The organism is Sinorhizobium sp. BG8, from assembly GCF_016864555.1.
GTDB lineage: Bacteria > Pseudomonadota > Alphaproteobacteria > Rhizobiales > Rhizobiaceae > BG8.
In genome coordinates this window covers 1373418-1394509 of record NZ_CP044011.1, presented here as the reverse complement: position 1 = coordinate 1394509, position 21092 = coordinate 1373418, and the positions used below count along the sequence as shown (strand labels likewise).

The window sequence follows — 21092 nt, the reverse complement described above, 5'->3', positions numbered from 1 at the left end:
GGTAAACCGTTGATACCCAGTTAACGAAAAAGAAAGGCCGCGCCCAAAATAGGGCGCGGCCTCCAGTTCAGTTTAGTTGCCTTGCGGCGATGATTAACGGAACAGCTGCAGGATGTTTTCCGACGAGGAGTTCGCGATCGACAGTGCCTGGATGGCGAGGCTCTGCTGCGTCTGCAGAGCGGACAGGCGGGTCGATTCCTCGTTCATGTCAGCGTCTACGAGACGGCCGACGCCGGAGTCGATCGAGTCGGTCAGGCTGGAGATGAACTCTTCCTGAAGGTCGATGCGCGTGGAGATCGAGCCGAGGTCAGCAGCAGCGCTGGTCATGGTGGAGAGCGCCGTGTCGACGAACTGGATCATGAAGTCCAGAGCGTCTTCCTCGGTGAAGCTGCCGCCCATGGCGGTGGCGACGGTCGCCAGGTCGGTGATGTCGAGATCGTAGACCGAGAAGCCTGCGTTCGCGCTCGTGACGTTCGTCGGGGTGTTGCCGGTGTCGACGAAGTAGTCGGTCGTGCCGTCGTTGTAGGCAACGGATTGGCCGGTCGTCGGAGCAGTGGTGGTCAACAGGACCCACTTTTCGCCATCGACCTGCAGGTAGCTATCCGTACCATCAGTTGCAACCGTCTGGCTGCCGCTGGCCGTGAACGTCATGCCGGTCAACGCCATCAGTTCGTCGGTGCTGTAGCCCTTGACCGCTTCGTCCGACTCGATGCCGTTCACGCTGATCGAGACCGTGATGCCGTCGGTACCGGTGAAGAGTGCCTCGCTGTCGAGAATGCCGGCGCCGTAGCCGGTCGTCGCGTTTGCGCCTTCGTCGAAGAGAACCGTTGAGCTGTCCAGCGTGTAGTCGACCTTCTTGACAGAAACGCTGCCCGAGGAGTCACGGACGAACGAGCTTACAACGCTCTTGGTGACGCTACCGGTGGTAGTGATGTCTGCCTGGATCCAGTTTTCGCCGGAGAATGCGGCGGATTCTGCGATGCTCGTCAGCTGGTCCTGCAGCTGGTCGATTTCTTCCTGAACCTTTGCCTTGTCAACGCCGTCTTCAGTGGCGGCAACAAGCTTTGCCTTGATCTCGGTGACGACGTCGATCGCCGACTCCATGCCCGCATAGGCTGTGTCGACCTTGGCGGCACCGAGGCCGATTGCATCTTCGACGGCAGCGAGTGCCGAGTTGTCAGAACGCATGGTGGTTGCGATCGACCAGTAGGCAGCGTTGTCGGACGCCGAGTCGACGCGCAGGCCGGAAGAAACGCGGTTCTGGGTTTCTTCGAGACCGGAGTTGATGGACCGCAGGGTTGCGAGTGCGCCCATGGCTGCGGTGTTGGTGAGAATGCTCGTCATTTGGTGTTGCCCCTTGAATGGCTGATTAAGGAAGGGACACTCCGGCCTGGTGCCGGCGAACGACGGTCAGCGTCATGCTTGCCAACCGGTTAAGCTCTTGGGTCAACCCGTCGTTTCGATGGGCTTAGCTAATCCCCTGATGGTTAACGAACATCTAAACGAAAGCAAAAATGGTTGCATCACCAGTTTTTTCTGCAGCCTATGCGTGCGCGCGCGTGCCACAGGAAGTTTAAAAAAAGAATAAGGCCGCACCCGCTTCCGGTACGGCCCTATCCCTTGATGACGATCATGCAGCTCGGTCAGCCTCCTCGCCGCGATCACCAGTATTCCTGCTCCCGCCTTCAGCCCGGTCAGCCTCCTTGCTGCAGGCGGGGAGTTAGTTGCCCTTAGCCCCGAAAGGCTATGGGCGTTTTTCTTAGCGGAACAGCTGCAGGACGTTCTGCGAGTCGCTGTTGGCGATCGAGAGTGCCTGGATGGCGAGGCTCTGCTGCGTCTGCAGAGCCTGCAGGCGGGTCGATTCCTCGTTCATGTCGGCGTCTACGAGACGGCCGATACCGCTCTCGAGCGAGTCGCTCAGGCTGGAGATGAACTCTTCCTGCATGTCGATACGGCCAGAGACCGAACCGAGGTCAGCAGCAGCGCTGGTCATGGTGGAGAGCGCGTCGTCGACGAACTGGATCATGAAGTCCAGAGCGTCGTCTTCGGTGAAGCTGCCGCCCATGTTGGAGGCAACGGTGGCCAGATCCGTGATGTCGAGATCGTAGACCGTGAAGCCTGCGTTTGCACTGGTGACGTTCGTCGGCGTTTCGCCGGTGTCGATGTAGTAGTCGGTCGTGCCGTCGTTGTAGGCAATGGCCTGGCCGGTCGTCGGAGCGGTGGTGGTCAGCTTGGCCCACTTCTCGCCGTCAACCTGCAGATAGGTGTCCGTGCCGTCCGTGGCTACCTTCTGGTCGCCGTCGTCCGTGAACGTCATGCCGGTCGTCGCCATCAGCTCGTCGGTGCTGTAGCCCTTGACCGCTTCGTCCGACTCGATGCCGTTTACGCTGATCGTAACCGTGATGCCGTCGGTACCGGTGAAGAGCGCCTCGCTGTCGAGAATGCCCTTGCCGTAACCAGTCGTCGCATCAGCGCCTTCGTCGAAGAGAACCGTGGAGCTGTCCAGCGTGTAGTCGACCTTCTTGACAGAAACGCTGCCCGAGGAGTCACGGACGAAGGAACCAACGACGCTCTTGGTAACGCTAGCGGTGTTGATGTCGGCCTGCAGCCAGTTTTCACCCGAGAAGGAAGCGGATTCTGCGATGCTCGTCAGCTGGTCCTGCAGCTGGTCGATTTCGGCCTGGATCTTCGTCTTGTCGGCCGACGATTCCTGCGCCGTTACCAGCTTGGCCTTGATTTCGGTGACGACGTCGATCGCCGATTCCATACCTGCATAAGCCGTGTCAACCTTGGCTGCACCGAGGCCGATTGCATCGGCGACCGTGGAGAGAGCGGAGTTGTCCGAACGCATGGTGGTCGCGATCGACCAGTAGGCAGCGTTGTCGGAAGCCGACTCGACCTTCAGGCCGGAGGAGATGCGGTTCTGCGTGGTCTCGAGGTTGGAAGAGATGGAGCGCAGGGTAGAGAGCGCGGCCATTGCATTGGTGTTCGTGAGTACGCTTGTCATTTTACTTGTCCCTTTAAACAAAATACTAGTGGGGACATACCGGGTTACTTACCGGTCACGACAGTTCGGCATCATGCCAACTCGGTTTCTTCAGATTTGAAGGGATACCAAACCCGTCGTGTGAGGTAAATTTCGCAGCCATTTCTTGCCAACAGCTTAACCCGCGCCACCCCTCAGGAGAGAGCACGATGAGGTGGTTAATGATCACTTGAGGGTTATACTTAACAATACTGCGACGCCGAGCATCGCGCGTTAAGCATAATTACGAATCCAATGGAATCAGTGATTTATGTGTCGGACGCTGGGATCCGGAGGATCAAAGGTCCTCAATGCCCGCCGCATTCCGCGACGGGCCGCGTCCATCAATGGAAGGAGCGTACGAGGCTGCCGACGAGGAGGTTCCAGCCGTCGATGAGGACGAAGAACAGGATCTTGAATGGCAGGGAGATCGAGGTCGGGGGCAGCATCATCATGCCCATCGCCATGGTGATCGTGGCGACGATGAGGTCAATGACCAGGAAGGGCAGGACGACGAGAAAGCCGATTTCGAAGCCACGCCGGATCTCGGAAATCATGAACGCCGGGACGACCGCCCTGAGGTCGACCTTGCCGTCCTCGACCATGTTGCCCTGACCGCGCTCCTGGGCCAGCGATATGAAGAGCTCGATGTCCTTGTCGCGGGTATTTGCCGTCATGAACTCGCGGAACGGCTCCGCTATGCGCTTGGCCGCCTCCGTCTCGTTGATCTGGTTGGCGATCAGCGGCTCGACGCCGTTCTTCCAGGCGGTGTCGAACGTTGGCGCCATGACGTAGAAGGTCATGAAAAGCGCCAGCGAAACCAGGATCATGTTGGAAGGGGTCGTGCCGAGCCCCATGCCGGAGCGCAGGATCGCGAAGGCGATGACGAAGCGCGGAAAGCTCGTCACCATGATCAGGATGCCGGGGGCGACGGAAAGAACCGTGAGCAGCCCGAACGTCCGGATGATCCAGGACGCGACAGAACCCTCGATCGGCGCATTCAGGATGTCTGCCGGGAGTTGTTGCGCCGCTGCGGCGCCGGTCATCGCCATCATGGCGACGAAAGTCAGAAAGGCTCGAATCATTCGATCACAAAGGTTCGGAACATGATGTTGGTTACGCGCCCTTCCGATCTGAGGTCAACCCGCTCTTTCAGGTCATCCCGGAGATATTGGAAGCCGCGCGGTCCCTGGACCTGCTGTAGCGAAACAGTGCGCATGTAGGCGAGGATATCCTGGTGGATCGTCTCGGCCATCGCCACGTCCGGCGGTCCCTTGAACATGAGGGCGACCTCCATGCGCACGAGATTGTCCGAGGGATAGGCGAGATTGCTGGTGATCGGCTCGAGGAGCACGATGCCGTTCGCCTCGGTCGAGATGTGGGGAACCCCTTCCTTGTCGTCCTTGCCGCCGCCATGTCCGCCCTCTGCGGCGGCTACCTCCGCCGCGGGCTCCGCAGCAGGTTCCGCGGGAGCCAGGAGGTTGCCGACCAGCCACCCTCCCCCGATCGCAGCCACGGTCAGGCCTGCGACGATGCCGATCGTCACGACGATAGAAGGCTTCTTCTTGGCTTCCGCGCCCGCTTCTTCTTGGTCCGCCATCCAGGATCTTCCGTTTCTAGAGCACCTCCGCGTTTCTCCGAATCGCGGACGTGCTCCAATCTAGTTTTCCGACGCAGTTCCGGACGCAAGACCGCTCAACGCGAGTGCCGGGACTGCTCCAAGTTCCACCGTGCGACGCGCCTCGCGCATCAGAGCGGCGAGAAGAGATCGACCAGCTGCTGACCCCATGGCGGCTGCTGAACTTCCGTCAGGCGGCCGCGGCCACCGTAGGAGATGCGTGCCTCGGCGATGCGCTCGTAGGAGACCATGTTGTCGGAATCGACATCCTTGGGCCTGACGACACCGGCAACGTTCAGGATGCGCAGCTCATGGTTCACGCGAACTTCCTGCGAACCGCTGATGACCAGGTTGCCATTCTCGAGCACTCCGGTGACCACGGCGGCCACGAGCAGCGTCAGCTTCTCGGAACGTGCGGTGGTACCCTCGCCCTTGGTGTTCGTGTTCGATCCGTACTTGAGATCGCCGTCTGCGGAAAGGTCGTTGTGGCTGTCGGTCCCGGTAATACCGAAGCTCATGCCGCTCGAATTGGTCCGCTTGCGCTCGGTTTCGTTGTCAAACGAAGCCTCGTCGTTGAGCTTGATGTTGACCGTCAGGATATCGCCGACATTGATTGCGCGGGCGTCCTTGAACAGCGCCGACTGCTGGTCGTTCCAGGTCGAGTAGCCGGCCATGACCGTGCGCGGCTGCTTCGGATAGAGCGCGAGCTGGGGCGTCTGGCCGTACTGCAGTCCGCTGCCGATCGGACTCATAGCCGGCGCACGGCCGACTTCCCTCAATGCTTGGTTGGAGCATCCCGCAAGCACGGCGGCCGTTACGAGGGCCGGGACGATCTTTTTCATGAGGGATCCTTTGAGGTGTTCGGGTCGGAAGCGCTGGCAATGATGGCGGTCAACATGGCCGCCTTTTCCGCTTCCATTTCACTGAGAATGAGGCTCGACATGCGCGGCGCAAGGCGCATCACGATCGCGGATGCGATCTCCGGCCTGATGAGCTCAAGCTGGGCAGCCGCGGCATCGGCAGGCATGTTCTTGTAGATATCGACGAGGCTCGCTTCAGCGACCTTGAGGAACTCGTTTCGGCGCTTGAGCCAATCCTCGTACTCGGCGCGGCGCTGTTCAAGTGTCTGGATGCGGCCGTCGACCTCCTTCTGGAGATCTTCCAGCTCCTTCTTCTGGAGAAGGTAACGCTGGTCCCGTGCCGCGTCCGCGATGTTGGTGCAGAACTCGCGAACCTCGTCACCGGCAGCCTTCGTGGTCGTAATGACCGGACGCTCCTCTGCGAATGCGCCCGGGATCGACAGAAGGACGGCACCGGCCAGCGGAAGCGCCAGCCTGCGAAGAAGAGACCGGATTGACGGAAGGGGAAGGAGCTTTGCGATCATTGCAGCACCAATTCTGCCTGGAGAGCACCTGCGGACTTGATGCCCTGCAGGATGGAAATGATTCCGTCTGGCTTCACGCCGATACTGTTAAGTCCGGCGACGAGCGTGCGCAGGTTCGATCCATTGAGGATCGCCACCTTGGCGTTCTCCTGCTGGAGCAGGATGTCCGTGTTCGGTTCAACCGCGGTGACACCCCTTGAGAAGGGTTCCGGCTGGATGACCTTCGGCATTTCGGTAACCTGCACGGTCAGCGAGCCAAAGCTCACGGCCACCTCCGAGATGCGGACATCCTGGCCGATCACGATTGTCCCGGTTCGCTCGTTTATGACGACGCGAGCCGGCACGTCGGTCTCGATGATGAGGTTCTCGACCTCGGCCATCAGCCGCGCAAGATCGGCGGCAGCGGGCTTGCGGACGTAGACGGCCTGCGAATCGCGCGCCTCGGCGAGCCGCCCGCCATACTGTGCCGCACCGTAGCGGTTGATGGCGTCAGCCATGCCGACAGCGGTGGAGAAATCCGGGTTCCGAAGCTGCAGGACGAGCTCGGCGGTGTCCTTGAACTTGGCCGGCAACTCTCGCTCTATGATCGCGCCGTTCGGGACGCGACCGGCAGTCGTGATGCCGTCCTGAAGCGTTGCCGCATCGCCCTGCGCAGTAAAGCCGGTGACCGTGACCGCGCCCTGGGCGACGGCATAGATCTGGCCGTCGGCACCGGAAAGCGAGGTCATGACGAGCGTTCCGCCGCGAAGCGAGGTCGCATCGCCGAGCGATCCGACCGTCACGTCGATGCGACTACCGGGGCTTGCAAAAGGCGGGAGGTTCGCCGTGACGACGACCGCAGCGATGTTCTTCACGCGCGAATCGCCGCCCTGCGTCGAAATTCCAAGATTCTCGAGCATTGCCCGCAGGGACTGGTCGGTGAAGGGAGCAGCCCTCAGGCTGTCGCCCGTGCCCTGGAGGCCGACAACGAGTCCGTAGCCGATCAACTGGTTGTCCCGCCCGGATTGCAGCGATGCCACATCCTTGATACGCGCCGCAGAGAGCGCCGGCCCGGCGGCAAGCGCAAGTCCGACCGCGAGACCGGCGAGGCGGAACAGAATTCTTCTAATCATTTTGCCACCACGTGGACGGATCCGTCCGCCATCACCGTCCCTGACAGGATGACGCCGGAATCCGTATTGCGTACCTTGATGAGTTCACCGACCGATGCGTCCTGAAGCGGCGTTCCCGATGCCGTGATCGTCAACGGACCGCTTTCGAACACGAGGTGCACCTTGGAGCCGCGCGAGACCGTATACGGCTGGCGCAGCGTCGAAACGAGAATGATGCGGCCTGGCAGCAGCGTCTTCTTCGTCACGAGCCCGCTGATTGCAGAAATGCTCTGGGCGTAGCCCGGCGCGATATTGGGATTGGTCACCTCGACCTCTTCCAGGGCCGAGGACTGCAATTCCTCGCCGGGATAGATGATCCGCTTGGGCACGACCGCAAGGGGGCCTTCCGCGAAGGCCGCCCCCTGGCCGAGGAGAATAGCAAGAATTGCGAACGGCAGCAGAAGCGCCGCGCGACGGAGCTTGCCTCCGATGATCTTGCGCCGGTCCCCGGCCGCTTTCGATTTCAGGCGAAACATCATGTTTCACTCTCCGACGGTTATCTCAGGTTCTTGCTGACCACGGCTGCCATTTCGTCTGCGGCCTGGATGATCTTCGAATTCATCTCGTAGGCGCGCTGTGCAGAGATCAGGTCGGTGATTTCCTTGACCGGATCGACGTTCGACGCTTCGAGATAGCTCTGCTGCATGTAGGCGAAGCCCGCCTCGTCCGGCGTGCCGACGTTCGCGGGGCCCGATGCGTCCGTTTCACGGAACAGGTTGTCGCCGAGCGGCTCGAGGCCTGCTTCGTTCACGAAGTTGGCAAGCGTCAGCTGGCCAAGTTCCTGCTGCTGGTTATCCACCGTGGCAAAGACCTGACCCGAGCGGTTGATCGTGACCGCGGTCGCATCTGCCGGCACGGTGATCGCGGGAACGACGGAATAGCCGTCGAGCGTGACCAGCTGTCCGTCGGCGTTGGTGTTGAAGGCGCCGGAGCGCGTGTAGAGCGTGGAGCCGTCCGGCGCCTCGATCTGGAACCAGCCACGTCCGACAAGCGCCACGTCGAAGGAGTTGCCGGTGCTGGTCAGTTCGCCCTGGATGTGCAGGTTGCGCACAGCGGCCGTCTTCACGCCGAGACCGATAATCGCGCCTTCCGGCACGATTGCCTGGTTGCCACGGTTCGGGACGCCCTGCGCGCGTTCGGTCTGGTAGAGAAGGTCCGAGAACTCGGCGCGAGCGCGCTTGTAGCCCGTGGTGTTGATGTTGGCGATGTTGTTGGCGATGACCTCTAGATTGGTCTGCTGGGCATTCATACCCGTCGCTGCGATGGCAAGAGCTTTCATTTCACGATCCTTCAGATCTGCATACGGGCAACTTCGAGGTAGGCGGTCACGACCTTGTCGCGGATGGCGATCGCGGTCTGGAGCGTCTGCTCGGCGTTCATGACGGCGTCGACCACTTCACGCGTGTTGGCCTTGCCCTGGATTCCTTCGAACGACTTCACTTCGCCGGCCTTCAGCGTATCGACCATGTCCGTCGCCATGTCGCCCATGACCTGGGCAAAGCTCATCTGGGTCTCGGCGCCGCTCTGAACCGCCGTGCTCGTCGAGGTCTCGCTGGTGACGCCGGAGATCGCCTTCGTGGAAAAGAGAGAGCTAAGGCCCTGGACGGATTCAATCATTGCGATGCCCTCAGAAGGTCGATGGTCGCGCTGATAAGGTCGCGCGATTGCTTGATGCTTTGCAGGTTTGCCTCGTAGGAGCGGTTCGCTTCGCGCATGTCCGCCATCTCGACCAGCATGTTGACGTTCGGAAGCTTGACCACACCATTCTCGTCGGCGGCCGGATTGCCGGGATCGTACTCGGTGGTGAAGTCGCCCTCGTCCACGCCGAGGCGCTCGACCTCGACCATCGAAGCGCCGCTCGCACGATCGAGCTCGGAGACGAAGGTGACCGTCTTGCGCCGGAAGGGATCGGCGCCTGGCGTGTCACCGGTCGATCTGGCGTTCGCCAGGTTCTCGGACACAATTCGAATACGTGTCGACTGCGCCTCGAGACCCGAGGCCGATACTTTCATTGAAGCTACAAGCGGATCCATTTTATCCCTTTACTGTCATCAGCATCATGCGATGAAAGGCCTTCACCAGGCCGGCATTCAACTCGAACTCACGCTTCACCTGCCCCTGCTTCATGAGTTCTTCGGCAAGGCCAACGGTGTTTCCCGATTCCTGAACACCCACTCCGTCGATCGGCTTGGTTTCCAAGACCTCGTTCGTCATCCCCGGCTCGGTAAAGTGAGCGGGATTGGTCGCCGCCATGCGGATGCCGGTGTTTTCAAGGACGGATTCGAAAGGCGTCACGTCCTTCGACCGGTAGGCCGGGGTATTGACGTTGGCGATGTTGCCCGCAACCACGCCCTGGCGCACTGAAAGCCATTCGGCTTGCTTTGAAGCCAGTTCGAAAAGTTGAATCGGTTGCATGACAAGCTCCATCCTTGTTCTGAGCGGAACCTACGGGGCTAATCTTGTGTGGGACTTGCCTGAAAGCCGGAACACCGAAGAGGGCGCTGCCCAACCGCGCGAACACGGGCTTGCGGGCCGCAAGGCCACCTGCCCGGGAGCCTTAAAACCATGCTCCGACGAACAAAAAACCCGCCGTGACGGGCACGGCGGGCGGTCGGTCATTCAAAAGTCTTCGGCGTTGAAAATACGGGCTTACTTGTGCTCGTAGACGGCGCCGTTGGAGGTAACGATGACCCACTTACCGTTGCGCTGTTCGAGGGTGGCGAGTCGGCTGTTGTCCGGCAGTGTGGACCCCACGCGCACGATGTACATGCCGCTTGCGTCCTCGATAAGCGCGCGGCCGTTGGCGACGTGCATCAAGCGGAAGCCGCTTTCGACCGGCAGCGGCTGATCCACTCCGGTATCGAGCGGCTTGCCGAGCTTCCGGTCCGGGCCGGCTTCCGAAACGGTCGCTGTCGCGAGCGTGTCCAGCGCAGGAGGCGCCTTGTCGTCGTTGTCGACCATCGCGGCGGGCGAGACGCTCATGACTTCGCGGGGTGCCGTTTCCGGCAGATCGCGCGTGTTGCCCTTCCAAAGCGGCGGCACAGAAAACTGGTCGGGATTCAGGAAAACATACCAGGGAAAGAAGGCAGCCATTGCCGCAAGCAGCACCCCGGATCCGACCAGAAGCCTGTCTGCGAGGCTTTGCTTTTTGCCCGGAACGCGCCGGAGCGCCTTGACCTTTTCATCCGCGTCGAAGTCTGTCACGGCTATCCTCTCTGTCTCGCATTTCCAGCTGCGGCCCCACCCTGGTTGCCCGCTCCGTTCTTGAGCGCGACGGCGAGATCGGCGAATGCATCCGCCGCGGTCTTTTCACCGGGCATCTGTTTCAACACGTCGTAGATGATGGGGACCTGCTTGATCGCCATGTCGAGATCGGGATCGCCGCCGGCGCGGTAGCCGCCGATCAGGCGCAGGTCCCTAGTCTCTTCAAAGCGGTGAATGAGTGCCTTAAGCCGCGACACCAGCTTTTCCTGATCCGGCGTCCAGGCCTTGCGGGCCAGACGTGAGATCGAGGACAGCGGGTTGATCGGAGGATAGCGCCCCTCCTCGGCCAGACTGCGCTCGAGCACGATGTGTCCGTCCAGAATACCGCGGGTCGAGTCGGCGATCGGGTCATTGTGGTTGTCGCCGTCGACAAGGATCGAAAGGATCGCGGTGATTGTTCCGGTCCCCTCTGCGCCGGGCCCTGCGCGCTCCAAAAGCCTCGGTAGCTCGGTGAAGACGGAAGCCGGGTAGCCGCGTGCGATCGGAGGCTCGCCGGAAGCGGTCGCCACCTCTCGAATCGCATGCGCAAAGCGGGTCACGCTGTCGATGATCAGCAGGACATTGTCCCCCTGGTCGCGGAAATGTTCGGCAATGGTAACGGCGGTCAGCGGCGCCATCTTGCGCAGCATCGGGCTCTCGTCGCTGGTCGCGACAACAGCCACCGACTTCGCAAGGTTCGCGCCCAGCGTGTCTTCGATGAACTCACGTACTTCACGACCGCGTTCGCCGACGAGGGCTATGACCACCTTGTCGAAGGCGTCGGCGCGCGCCAGCATCGACAGCAGCGTCGATTTACCGACACCCGAACCGGCGAAGATGCCGAGGCGCTGGCCGAGGCAAAGCGGCGCGAAGATATCGATGGCACGAACGCCTGTCCGAAACCCTTCCTCGACGCGCTTGCGCGTCATCGAGGGGGGAGCGGTGTTCGAGATCGAGCGACGAACGTCACCCTGAACCAGCGGGCCGCGCCCATCGATCGGTTCGCCAAGCGAGTTGATGGTTCGTCCGCACCAGGAGGCGGTCGGCGCAACGCGGAACGCACCCTTCCGGATGACCGTATCGTGAATCCCGATCGGTTCACCCGGCTCGATGGGGCAGACGACGATCGCATCGGGCTCAACGCGGACGACTTCGCCGAGATGAATTCCGGTGGCGCTCTTGTGGGCGACGAACTCGCCGAGCCTGACATGGCGCGAGAGGCCGGTAACAGTGTAGTTTCCGGCCGCGATCGTGCGCACCTGCCCCCCATGAGCGACGGAGAACTCGGGATCGGAGTAGCGTTTCACCAACCCCGCCAGCGCGCTCAGCCTGCGGCTGCCGTCCGAACCGGACTTTGCTTCCATCGCTTTGGCCCCTGTTGCGTTCATGGTGTTTTACTGACTTCCGCCGAGCGTTTTCACAGCGTCTTCGAGAGATGATTCGCTGTCGCGGATGAGGTTCGCGATGTTTTCGAAAGCCCGCGTGACCATGATCAGCTGCGTCATCTCGGACATCGCATTGACGTTCGATTCCTCGATGTATCCCTGGACGACGCCGGCATCGACGCGATCCACGACCGGCTGGGGCTGCGAGTTCGGGATGATGCCACTGTTGCCTGCGCGTACGAAGCCATTGGAAAGATCGGCCTCGAAAAGACCAATCGCCGCAACCGGCTGATTGTTCTGGTTGAGCTGGCCGTCGGCGCTGAGCGTAATGCTGCCCGCCTGCGGATCGAGCTGGATCGGACCGCCGCCGGCATCGAGAACCGGATAGCCGTTGAGGGTCACCAGTTCGCCTGCATCCGTCAGCGTGAAGCGACCATCGCGGGTCAGTGTCGGACCCGAGGGCGTCTCGACCGAGAACCAGGCGTCTCCCTTGATGGCGAAATCGAGCGTGCCACCGGTCTCGGTGATACCACCGCTCTTGGTCGAAATGAATTCCTGGCCCTCGTTGACGAAGGCAACATCGGCGGTCCGTTGGTCGGAAACGACCTGGTTGAACTTCACCTCGGTGGCCCGAAAGCCCACCGTCGTCGCATTGGCGACGTTGTCGGCAAGCGTTGTCAGACGGCGGTCCAGGGCGAGCTGGGATGAAAGCGATACATATAGCCCGGACTGCATGTCAGCGGCCTCCTAGTTTCAGATTATTGATGGAGATCAGGAGATCGGTGGAAATGCCTGTCAGGCTCGAAGGCCGGAAAGCAGGCAGGGAATTGCTGGAATCGGAAGGATTTTCGACCTCCCAATTCGAGGTGAAGCGTTCGAGAAAAGCGGCGACCTTGGTGGTGTCCTGGAAGTCCGCCAGATCGAGTTCTTCCTCATAGTAGGCGGACTGGCGGTCAACGTCCGAGGCCGCGAATGCATCCGGAAGCTGCAAGACCGTCCGCACGACCTGCGACAGCGCATCGTCGGCGATGATCGAGTATCCGCTGGTGATGGACGAGGCCATACGCTCGAAATATAGCGCGAGGCGGACGCCGGAGTTTTCCTCGCCGGCCTCGACTTCGAGGGTCTGGCGATTGAACTTTTCGACGACGCCCTTCTGCGCGCGGTCGAAGGCCGTCGCGGCTTCGCCGTTGCGGGCGAAATTCAGCGATTCGACCAGATCTTTGTAGCGACTGTCGCTCAGCTTGTTGGCAAACGCGTCGTCGTTGTCGACACCTTCCGTCAGCACCTTGCGCATGAAGGCCTTGGCGTAGGCCATGTCCTCCAGCCCATGCGCCTTCATCGCATAGTTGTAGACACGGGTGTCGGCGAAGAACTCGTCGATCGTTTTGATGCTGCCGATCTTCGACAGGTAGTACTCGGACTCGCGCTTGACGTCCGGCTGCTCGGCGACACGCGCCAGCGACGTCTGCAAGTCCGCTGCAATGAGTTGGTAGCTCGTGTAGGTCGTCGTCACGATAGATTCCGCACTTCAGTCTCAAGCGGGCAGAAATGCCCAATCTGGTGACGGAACTTGAGCCTTTTTGCTTGCGCGAAACTGTTCCTGCACGGCCTGGAAAAAGCGGGGTTTGGGTACAGCCTCACACAAGGCTCGCGACGTACTCCTGACGGCAGGAATAGTGTCGGGACATATGTGCGAAAATGAACATTATCATCGGTCTAATCGTTACCTTCGGCTGCGTCATAGGCGGCTACATGGCCATGGGCGGTCACCTTGACGTACTGATCCAGCCCTACGAACTGATGATCATCGGCGGCGCGGGCGTCGGCGGCTTCATCGTCGCCAACAAGATGAAGGTCGTGAAGGATTCGGGCAAAGCCCTGATGGAGGCCTTCAAGTACAAGGTCCCCAAGGAACGGCAGTACCTGGATACGCTCGGCGTCCTCTACAGCCTGATGCGTGATCTGCGCACCAAGTCGCGCAACGAGATCGAAAGCCATATCGACAATCCCGACGAATCGTCGATCTTCCAGTCCGCGCCGACAGTTCTGCAGAACAAGGAGCTCACTGCGTTCATCTGCGACTACGTCCGCCTGATCATCATCGGCAATGCGCGCTCCCACGAGATCGAAGCGCTGATGGACGAAGAAATCCAGACCATCACGCGCGATAAGATGAAGCCCTACGCCGCAATCACCACGATGGGTGACGCCTTTCCGGCCATCGGCATCGTCGCGGCCGTTCTCGGCGTGGTCAAGGCCATGGGCGCCATCAACGAGTCGCCCGAAATTCTCGGTGGCAAGATTGCCGCCGCGCTCGTCGGCACGCTGCTCGGCATCTTCCTGTCCTACTGCGTCGTCAACCCGATTGCCGCAAACGTGAAATCCGTCCGCGAGAAGCAGAACCGCCTCTACATCATCGTGAAGCAGACCCTGCTCGCCTACATGAACGGCTCGGTTCCGCAGGTCGCCCTGGAATACGGCCGCAAGACCATTTCCTCCTACGAGAGACCGTCGATCGACGCGGTCGAACAGGAAATGATGAACCCCGGCGGCGGCGGCGAATCGAAGGCAGCATAAGTCATGGACGGTCAAACCTTGTCACAGACCCCTACCTTCGATCCCATCGTACTGGCCCGCCTGACCGGGCAGCTCGGGGACAAGGCAACGATCTCGAAGCTGTGCGCCAGCCTCGGCGCGGCGTTTGCCGAATTCCTTCCCGATCTCTTCGAGGGCGAGCTGGGTTTCGAAGTTGCGGTTTCCTATGCCGGGTTCGAAGTGGGGCGCTTCGACGAACTCGTAGGCGGACTTGGCGGGGCCATGGCGCTCTCGGATTGTTCGCTCCGCGACTGGTGCGATCGCTTCACCATCATTTGCGACAGCCCCTTCATCATCACCCTGGTCGAGAACATGCTGGGCGCAGTGAGTGATGCCGTGGAGGAACCGCAGCCACGGCCGCTTTCCCGGATCGAACTCGATGTGGCCGCAATGATATTCGACCGCATCTCGAACGTTCTCAAGATGGCCGTCTCCGGCAGCAACGGCTACGAGCCGAACGTCGGCCTCGCCTACAATGCGGAAGAGCGCAAGGCCGCCGAGGACGGGACTGACGAGGCCCACGTGGGCGTGGTCAACATGGCTGTGGGCATCGGTCCGGTGCTCTCCACCTTCTCGGTCGTGGTCCCGCAGCACGTCCTCCTGAAATCAAAGATCACGGTGCCACAGGCCGCTAACGCGCCGAAGACGCGCAAGGAATGGAGCGACCAGCTCGGCGAGCAGGTTCGCCGCTCGAAAGTCACGCTGGAGGCCCGCATTCGGCTCGAGAGCCAGACACTCGACACCGTCAGCCGGCTCCAGGCAGGCGACATTATTCCGTTCAAGGAAGCAGGCGACGTACGGGTCGACGTGAGCGCGAACGGCCAGAAGCTCTACGTCTGTGAATTCGGTCGGTCCGGCGCGCGCTACACGGTTCGCGTGAAGGATACCTACGGGTCCGAGGAGGACCTGCTGCAGCACATCATTGGTTGAGAAATAATCGAGGCGTTTCCCCGGGGTACGCCTCAGGCAAGTTTCAAGTGGAATAAATAGCTCATGGCACCGAAAAAAGCACCCATCGCAGACGATCTCAAGTCTTCCATCAACGCAGACGACCAGGAACTGGAGCAGGCGATCGACGACTTGCGCGGCGTCCTGAAGCAGGGTGCAGAGCCTGCCGCGGCAACGAGCTTCGATGCTGACTTCGGCGCGGGCGCCTCGGACGATCCGCTGGCCGCCTTCGGCGGAGACTTCGGAAGCACCGATACCGCCGGCGACTTCGGCAGCAGCTTCGGCGAAGCTGGCGGGGATTTCGGCGGCAGCGATTTCGGTGGCGGCGACTTCGCCGGATCCGGCAGCGCCGAACCGGCTCGCCCCGGCAGCGCGCTTTCTGCAAATCTCGACATGATCATGGACATCCCGATCGATCTGCAGATCGTCCTCGGATCGTCCCAGATGCTGGTCTCCGGCCTGATGAATCTCTCCGAGGGCGCAACGATCGCGCTCGACAGGCGGATCGGTGAACCGGTCGAAGTCATGGTCAACGGCCGGATCATCGGCCGGGGCGAAATCACCGTGCTCGAGAACGACGACACCCGGTTCGGTGTCAAGCTGATCGAAGTCAAGAACACCCGCAAGAGCTGACACCGCTGAAGGTATCAGGAGGCTATCCATGATGGATTTCGAAAATTTCGGCAGCACCGCTGTAGGTGCTCCTCTCTCTCCGGTAGACAAGGCGGCCGCGGTATTGCTTGCAATGGGCAAGCCGGTGGCCGGCAAACTCCTGAAGTTCTTCACCCAGGGCGAATTGCAGGCGATCATCGCCGCCGCGCAGAACCTGCGCGCCATCCCGCCCCACGAGCTCATTGATCTCGTCAACGAGTTCGAGGACCTCTTCACCGAAGGCGCCGGTCTGATGGACAACGCCAAGATGATGGAGGGCATTCTCGAAGAGGGCCTGACACCGGACGAAGTGGACGGCCTGCTCGGACGGCGCACGACCTTCCAGGCATTCGAAACGACCATCTGGGAAAGGCTCCAGGATGCCGATCCGGTCTTCATCAGCAAGTTCCTGCTCAAGGAACATCCGCAGACCATCGCCTATATCCTGTCGATGATGCCTTCCTCCTTCGGCGCGAAGGTGCTGCTCGAAGTTCCCGAAGAGTATCGGGCCGACATCATCAATCGTACCGTCAACCTGAAGGACGTGAGCCCCAAGGCGGCCGCGATCATCGAAACGCGCGTCATCGAGATGATCAACGCACTCGAAGCGGAACGCAACTCGGTCGGCTCCAACAAGGTTGCCGAACTGATGAACGAGCTGGAGAAGACGCAGGTCGACGAAATGCTCGCTTCGCTGGAAACGGTCAGCGTCGAATCGGTCAAGAAGGTGCGGCCGAAGATCTTCCTTTTCGAAGACATCCTGGCGATGCCGCAGAAGAGCCGCGTGGCGCTTTTCAACGACGTATCGGGCGACATCATCACGTCTGCTCTGCGCGGTGCGCCGATCAGCCTGCGCGAGGCCGTGCTGTCGTCTATCGGTGCACGTCAGCGCCGCATGATCGAGTCCGACCTTGCGGCCGGGGACGACAACGTCAACCAGCGCGAAGTGGCGATCGCCCGCCGCTCGATCACCCAGGAAGCCATCCGGTTGGCCGCTGCGGGACAAATCCAGTTGAAGGAAGCCGAACAGGCACAGGCAGCAGCCTGACGGGGCTTGACACTCCCTACCCCCAGGCCGACCGTAGTTTCGGGCCCGAATCTCTGACAGGGATTCGGGCTTTTCCGTTTCCAGAGCGCTCCAATCCAAGAAAGCGCCTTGCTCTGAACCCGGCAGACAATGCCGGGCGATACGCCAGGAGTGGCATACGTGTCTGACGAAGAGGACAAAGAGAGTAAAACAGAGGCCCCGTCGGAGAAAAAGATCCGCGATGCCGCCGAAAAGGGCAATACGCCTTTCTCGCGCGAGGTTCCGGTCTTCGCCTCGACGGTCGCCATGTACCTGTACATGGTCTTCTTCCTGCCCGACGGCATCTCACGGATGAATGAAACGCTGAAGGATTTGTTCGAGCAGCCGGACCAGTGGACGCTCAACACCAGCAGCGACGTCATCTCGCTTTTCGGCCACCTCACCTGGGAAGCTGGCGTGCTTCTCTTGCCGGCGATGGTGATGATGATGCTCTTCGGCTTGGGTTCCTCGGTCCTGCAAAACATGCCGAGCCCGGTTCTCGAGCGGGTGCGCCCGCAGATGTCCCGCGTTTCGCTGACCAAGGGCCTCGGCCGCATGCTCGGAAAGCCGGGCCTCGTCGAGTTCGGCAAGTCCGTGATCAAGATCGCGGTCGTTTCGATCGTCGTCGTTCTCGTGATGCGCCGAAGCTACTTCGAATCACTCGACGCCATGTTCTCCGAGCCGGCCGCCATCTTTCCGATGATGGCCGCCGACGCCCGGAAGATCATGATCGTCATTCTCTTCGCAACGGCAGTGGTTGCGATTCTCGACTTCTTCTGGACGCGCCATCACTGGATCACCGAGTTGCGCATGACCAAGCAGGAGGTCAAGGAAGAGATGAAGCAGGCGCAGGGCGACCCGATCGTCAGGGCCAGGCTTCGCTCGATCCAGCGCGACAGGGCGCGCCGCCGCATGATCACGGCCGTTCCGCGTGCGACGCTGGTGATTGCCAACCCGACTCACTTTGCAGTCGCGCTGCGCTATGTGCGCGAAGAAGGCGACGCTCCGATCGTCGTCGCCAAGGGGCAGGACCTCGTGGCGCTGAAGATTCGCGAGATCGCCGAGCAGAACAAAATCCCCGTCTTTGAGGACCCTCCGCTTGCGCGCTCAATGTTTGCGCAAGTCTCGGTGGATAGTGTCATTCCACCGGTGTTCTACAAAGCCGTGGCGGAGCTGATTCACCGGGTATACGCAGCCTCGCCCCAGAAAAGACGGGTAAACAGGATCCCATGAGAAAATGCACCTACTCTGCGGAACGCGAGAAGATAGTAGCGGAGGCCATCTGCCCGGTTGCGACCGAGCTGCGGCTGCTTGATGCCGCCGACCTCGTCTCGCTTCTGCGTTTCGAGTGTTACGGAAACCTATCCGACCTCGTCGCCTCGGCTGCCGAGCTTTACTTCCTGCCGGGAACCGTCAATTTCGGCTCAGGTGGGGACTATCGCCTCGACTGGGGAACCGAACCGGAAGTGACGCTGGACATGGAGCTGCGGCCGCCGGGCGTGACAGTCTATGCCAAGCTTCTCCTGCAGAAGGATCAGGCAGGGGTTGAGGTAACGCATGTGGCGTTCAGCGATCCTGCCGCCAATCCGGACGACAATACCGCCTTCCTGGAGAAAAGCCTCAGGGAAGCACGATTCGTGCGCTCTACGGATGCACAGGCATCCAGCACGACGCATTGATGTTCGATTGCCGCAAGCTTTGCGAGGCCTTGCCCTGCCGGTCGTCCGCCATGACGCGGAAAAAGGCAGATCAGGCGCCGTGCGGTCGCAAGGCAGCGGACTTCCAAACCGTTAGGTGATGTAACCGAAGCGGATCGCCTTCGCGATCGCCTGGATGCGGTTGACCGCGTCCAACTTGGTCGTTGCCGTGCCGAGGTAGGCGTTGACGGTGTGAACCGACAATCCCATCTTCTCCGCGATCGCCTCGCTGATGCAGCCGTCGCCCGCCATTTGAAGGCAGGCGATTTCGCGATCACTCAGCGCTTCCGCGGGCAGCAGCTTCTTCTCGTCACAGGAAAGCAGATCCACAAGTATCTGGCAGCACTTGATATGGGTATCGACGATCAGATCGCTGGACAGATCGATGAAGCTGCCCATGAAGACCACGTAGCCGTTTCCGAACGCGCCGAGGCGCACCGGAAAGGCGATGCCGGAATAGGGCACCTGCTTGTCGGGCAGGCGCGCCGTAAAGTGAGGAAGCCCGGCTTCGGCGATCTGATTGTCGCCGGCGCCTTCCCAAAGCAGAGGAAGGAGCGAACCATCGAGATGCGTCATCAGGGCCGTGCCATAGGCATTCAGCAACGAATGCACATGCCGCTCGGCGTCATGCCCGAGATTGTGCAGCGAACATGTGAGCCGGCGCGTCGAAGGCAGGCCGTGACCGCTGAGTCGCAGGACCACGAAGCTCTGCGCGCCGATGATCTTCTGCATCATCTGCAGACGTGCCACGAAATCCGCCGCGCGCTGCGCCTTCGGAGGACGTGCCAGCCGAATCTCGGCTTCCGTGTTTGCCGGATTGGGAATCGGGATGTCCATCACCTTCCTCCTTCGCGCGGTAAGACCCTGGTCACGCCGCTCAGACCAGATTGTTTCGGACGGCCCATGCGATCGCTTCGGATCGCGTGCGGGTCGCCGTCTTGCGCATTACGCTGGTAATGTAGTTGTTGATCGTGTTTCGCGAGATGCCGAGAATGACCGCGATCTCATCGCTGGTCTTTCCCTCCGCAATCCAGAACAGGCACTCGATCTCGCGCTCCGTCAGCTCCAGCTCGCGATCCTGGCGCTCCGCGGCGCGGCAGGAGAGGCTGGCGAAGTAGCCCGCCAGCAGCCCGATATCCCGAAGCTTGCTCTGCGACAGGATGAAATGTTCGCCGAAGAGCAGCAGCAGCGACATCCGCGTGCGGCCGACGTTGAAGGTGACGATGCAATACTCCCTGCTGATACCCGCAGGGATTGCGATCGTCTCCGGCATGTGCACGAACGATGGCTGCAGCACTGCAAGGCACTTGTCGAGCTCGCTGGTGCGCGCCTGGCTTCCGCCGATCGAACCCACGAGGTTCTTGACCAGGTCGAACGGCCAGTCCGAAGCGACGACGAGATCCAGAGAGGAATCCGACGCCGTATCCTGCCTCAGCAGGAGGAAATGAGAGGCGCTGACATAGTCCGTCAGCGCCCTAAGGCCAGAGGACAAAGCCATGCTATTCGCATAGCGTCCGAGCTGTTGAACCAGAAGCTCACGCGCACTCTTACGCTCATCCGACGCGGCAGGAAATCCGACAGATTCCCAGGCCGCTACATCCGCACGGATTGTATCCATATTTGGCCCCCTGTTCTGATTCCGGAGGCGTTCCCGCCCCCGTTCTCAGCGTCACCGGAGTCATTCCGGTATCGTCGAAGATCGAGCCGCACGGCAGGAACCACCTAACGAATCAGTAACTAAACTTTACAACGAGACCGGGAAAAAAGAATCGCACGTTTCTCGGGATTTACTTTTGTAACGTTCCGTGAATCGATTCGCGCGAGATAAAACGTAGAAACTTTCGGAAATAATGCTCCGGGATGTCAAAGAATTAACCAATTGTTAACAATTGATATTTTTTGCAGAAGACAGAAACAGACGGCGCCGGGAACGGCGTAAATTCTCGTGGATCTCGCAGAAATCCACGATTGCAACTTTTCGTGAGTCGAAAAATTTCTTTTCTGTGATCGAAGAAAGTCCCGAAATCATCCATATCGGGTCTTTTCGGCCACGGGCGACGCCCTGTTCTGGCACGCCGCGCGGGTTCAGGCGTGGCTGTAAAGATACACTTTCCTGAAAACATGGGCCCCATCCGGGCCGCCTCGCCCTACAGGGTCAGCCTTACCCGAAACTTGACAGCCTCACGTAACGTTAGTTTTGCCGCGCGGGCTGCCGACATTTTCGTCGACGTCGCACTTCGTCGAAGTCGTGGCGCGTCTGTTTGCTACCGCTCCGTGTTCCATTGCCGACAGGTTTCCGGGCGAGCAATCTCTGCGAGGCTCCATC

At 60.7% G+C, this 21092-nt stretch carries 23 protein-coding genes and 1 pseudogene; 6 read left to right on the top strand and 18 right to left on the bottom strand.

Annotated features, from left to right (window positions below; translation table 11 throughout):
• Window positions 1-93: 93 nt before the first annotated feature.
• The 16 genes and pseudogenes from F3Y30_RS06480 to F3Y30_RS06405 all read right to left on the bottom strand — a co-directional run bounded on the left by F3Y30_RS06480 (window position 94) and on the right by F3Y30_RS06405 (window position 13322).
• Entirely contained in the window at window positions 94-1344 is a 1251-nt protein-coding gene (locus F3Y30_RS06480; protein ID WP_203425671.1) for a flagellin, read from the bottom strand.
• A 415-nt stretch (window positions 1345-1759) separates the two neighbouring features.
• The gene (locus F3Y30_RS06475; RefSeq protein ID WP_203425670.1) at window positions 1760-3007 is read right to left on the bottom strand and encodes a flagellin; all 1248 of its coding nucleotides are present in this window, start codon (window positions 3005-3007) and stop codon (window positions 1760-1762) included.
• A gap of 362 nt (window positions 3008-3369) precedes the next feature.
• Window positions 3370-4110, bottom strand: a complete 741-nt coding sequence (gene fliP, locus F3Y30_RS06470) for a flagellar type III secretion system pore protein FliP (RefSeq protein WP_203425669.1) — start codon at window positions 4108-4110, stop codon at window positions 3370-3372.
• Entirely contained in the window at window positions 4107-4625 is a 519-nt protein-coding gene (locus F3Y30_RS06465) for a flagellar basal body-associated FliL family protein (protein ID WP_203425668.1), read from the bottom strand. The genes fliP and F3Y30_RS06465 overlap by 4 nt, the downstream gene beginning before the upstream one ends.
• Window positions 4626-4774: 149 nt before the next feature.
• Entirely contained in the window at window positions 4775-5485 is a 711-nt protein-coding gene (gene flgH, locus F3Y30_RS06460; protein WP_203425667.1) for a flagellar basal body L-ring protein FlgH, read from the bottom strand.
• Window positions 5482-6027, bottom strand: coding sequence for a MotE family protein (locus F3Y30_RS06455; RefSeq protein ID WP_203425666.1), 546 nt, complete (start codon window positions 6025-6027; stop codon window positions 5482-5484). Before F3Y30_RS06455 ends, flgH begins: the two co-directional genes overlap by 4 nt.
• Window positions 6024-7067 (bottom strand): annotated as a pseudogene (locus F3Y30_RS06450) (flagellar basal body P-ring protein FlgI); the annotation flags it as partial. The pseudogene F3Y30_RS06450 and the gene F3Y30_RS06455, both read right to left, overlap by 4 nt.
• Before the next feature lie 68 nt (window positions 7068-7135).
• Entirely contained in the window at window positions 7136-7657 is a 522-nt protein-coding gene (gene flgA, locus F3Y30_RS06445; protein WP_203425664.1) for a flagellar basal body P-ring formation chaperone FlgA, read from the bottom strand.
• A 17-nt stretch (window positions 7658-7674) separates the two neighbouring features.
• Complete coding sequence (gene flgG / locus F3Y30_RS06440; RefSeq protein ID WP_203425663.1) at window positions 7675-8457, bottom strand: flagellar basal-body rod protein FlgG; 783 nt, start codon at window positions 8455-8457, stop codon at window positions 7675-7677.
• Window positions 8458-8468: 11 nt separating this feature from the next.
• On the bottom strand, window positions 8469-8795 hold the full coding sequence (locus tag F3Y30_RS06435) for a flagellar hook-basal body complex protein FliE (protein ID WP_203425662.1): 327 nt from the start codon (window positions 8793-8795) through the stop codon (window positions 8469-8471).
• On the bottom strand, window positions 8792-9211 hold the full coding sequence (gene flgC / locus F3Y30_RS06430) for a flagellar basal body rod protein FlgC (protein ID WP_203425661.1): 420 nt from the start codon (window positions 9209-9211) through the stop codon (window positions 8792-8794). The genes F3Y30_RS06435 and flgC overlap by 4 nt, the downstream gene beginning before the upstream one ends.
• 1 nt (window position 9212) lies before the next feature.
• Window positions 9213-9593: a flagellar basal body rod protein FlgB gene (flgB, locus tag F3Y30_RS06425; protein WP_203425660.1), complete on the bottom strand. Its 381-nt coding sequence runs from the start codon at window positions 9591-9593 to the stop codon at window positions 9213-9215.
• Window positions 9594-9827: 234 nt separating this feature from the next.
• Complete coding sequence (locus F3Y30_RS06420) at window positions 9828-10388, bottom strand: flagellar protein (RefSeq protein ID WP_203426506.1); 561 nt, start codon at window positions 10386-10388, stop codon at window positions 9828-9830.
• Entirely contained in the window at window positions 10385-11785 is a 1401-nt protein-coding gene (gene fliI / locus F3Y30_RS06415; RefSeq protein WP_203425659.1) for a flagellar protein export ATPase FliI, read from the bottom strand. The genes F3Y30_RS06420 and fliI overlap by 4 nt, the downstream gene beginning before the upstream one ends.
• A gap of 30 nt (window positions 11786-11815) precedes the next feature.
• Window positions 11816-12541 carry a flagellar basal-body rod protein FlgF gene (gene flgF, locus F3Y30_RS06410; RefSeq protein WP_203425658.1) on the bottom strand — a complete coding sequence of 242 codons (726 nt, stop codon included), beginning with the start codon at window positions 12539-12541 and terminating at the stop codon, window positions 11816-11818.
• A gap of 1 nt (window position 12542) precedes the next feature.
• Entirely contained in the window at window positions 12543-13322 is a 780-nt protein-coding gene (locus F3Y30_RS06405) for a DUF1217 domain-containing protein (RefSeq protein WP_203425657.1), read from the bottom strand.
• Between the two features lie 185 nt (window positions 13323-13507).
• Between F3Y30_RS06405 and motA the strand changes: the two genes are divergently transcribed.
• The 6 genes from motA (at window position 13508) to F3Y30_RS06375 (ending at window position 18748) form a co-directional block, all read left to right on the top strand.
• Complete coding sequence (gene motA / locus F3Y30_RS06400; RefSeq protein ID WP_203425656.1) at window positions 13508-14386, top strand: flagellar motor stator protein MotA; 879 nt, start codon at window positions 13508-13510, stop codon at window positions 14384-14386.
• A gap of 3 nt (window positions 14387-14389) precedes the next feature.
• On the top strand, window positions 14390-15334 hold the full coding sequence (locus tag F3Y30_RS06395; protein ID WP_203425655.1) for a FliM/FliN family flagellar motor switch protein: 945 nt from the start codon (window positions 14390-14392) through the stop codon (window positions 15332-15334).
• Between the two features lie 63 nt (window positions 15335-15397).
• Entirely contained in the window at window positions 15398-15985 is a 588-nt protein-coding gene (fliN, locus tag F3Y30_RS06390; protein WP_203425654.1) for a flagellar motor switch protein FliN, read from the top strand.
• 28 nt (window positions 15986-16013) lie between these two features.
• Window positions 16014-17051 (top strand): flagellar motor switch protein FliG, encoded by a 1038-nt coding sequence (fliG, locus tag F3Y30_RS06385; RefSeq protein ID WP_203425653.1) that lies wholly within the window; start codon window positions 16014-16016, stop codon window positions 17049-17051.
• Window positions 17052-17210: 159 nt separating this feature from the next.
• A complete protein-coding gene (flhB, locus tag F3Y30_RS06380; RefSeq protein ID WP_203425652.1) occupies window positions 17211-18302 on the top strand; it encodes a flagellar biosynthesis protein FlhB in 1092 nt (363 codons plus the stop codon).
• Entirely contained in the window at window positions 18299-18748 is a 450-nt protein-coding gene (locus F3Y30_RS06375; protein ID WP_203425651.1) for a hypothetical protein, read from the top strand. The genes flhB and F3Y30_RS06375 overlap by 4 nt, the downstream gene beginning before the upstream one ends.
• A gap of 111 nt (window positions 18749-18859) precedes the next feature.
• Here the strand turns inward: F3Y30_RS06375 and F3Y30_RS06370 are convergent, their stop codons facing one another.
• Together F3Y30_RS06370 and F3Y30_RS06365 are read right to left on the bottom strand one after the other, a co-directional pair.
• A complete protein-coding gene (locus F3Y30_RS06370) occupies window positions 18860-19603 on the bottom strand; it encodes a helix-turn-helix transcriptional regulator (RefSeq protein WP_203425650.1) in 744 nt (247 codons plus the stop codon).
• Between the two features lie 40 nt (window positions 19604-19643).
• Window positions 19644-20384 carry a helix-turn-helix transcriptional regulator gene (locus F3Y30_RS06365; RefSeq protein ID WP_203425649.1) on the bottom strand — a complete coding sequence of 247 codons (741 nt, stop codon included), beginning with the start codon at window positions 20382-20384 and terminating at the stop codon, window positions 19644-19646.
• Window positions 20385-21092 lie beyond the last annotated feature (708 nt).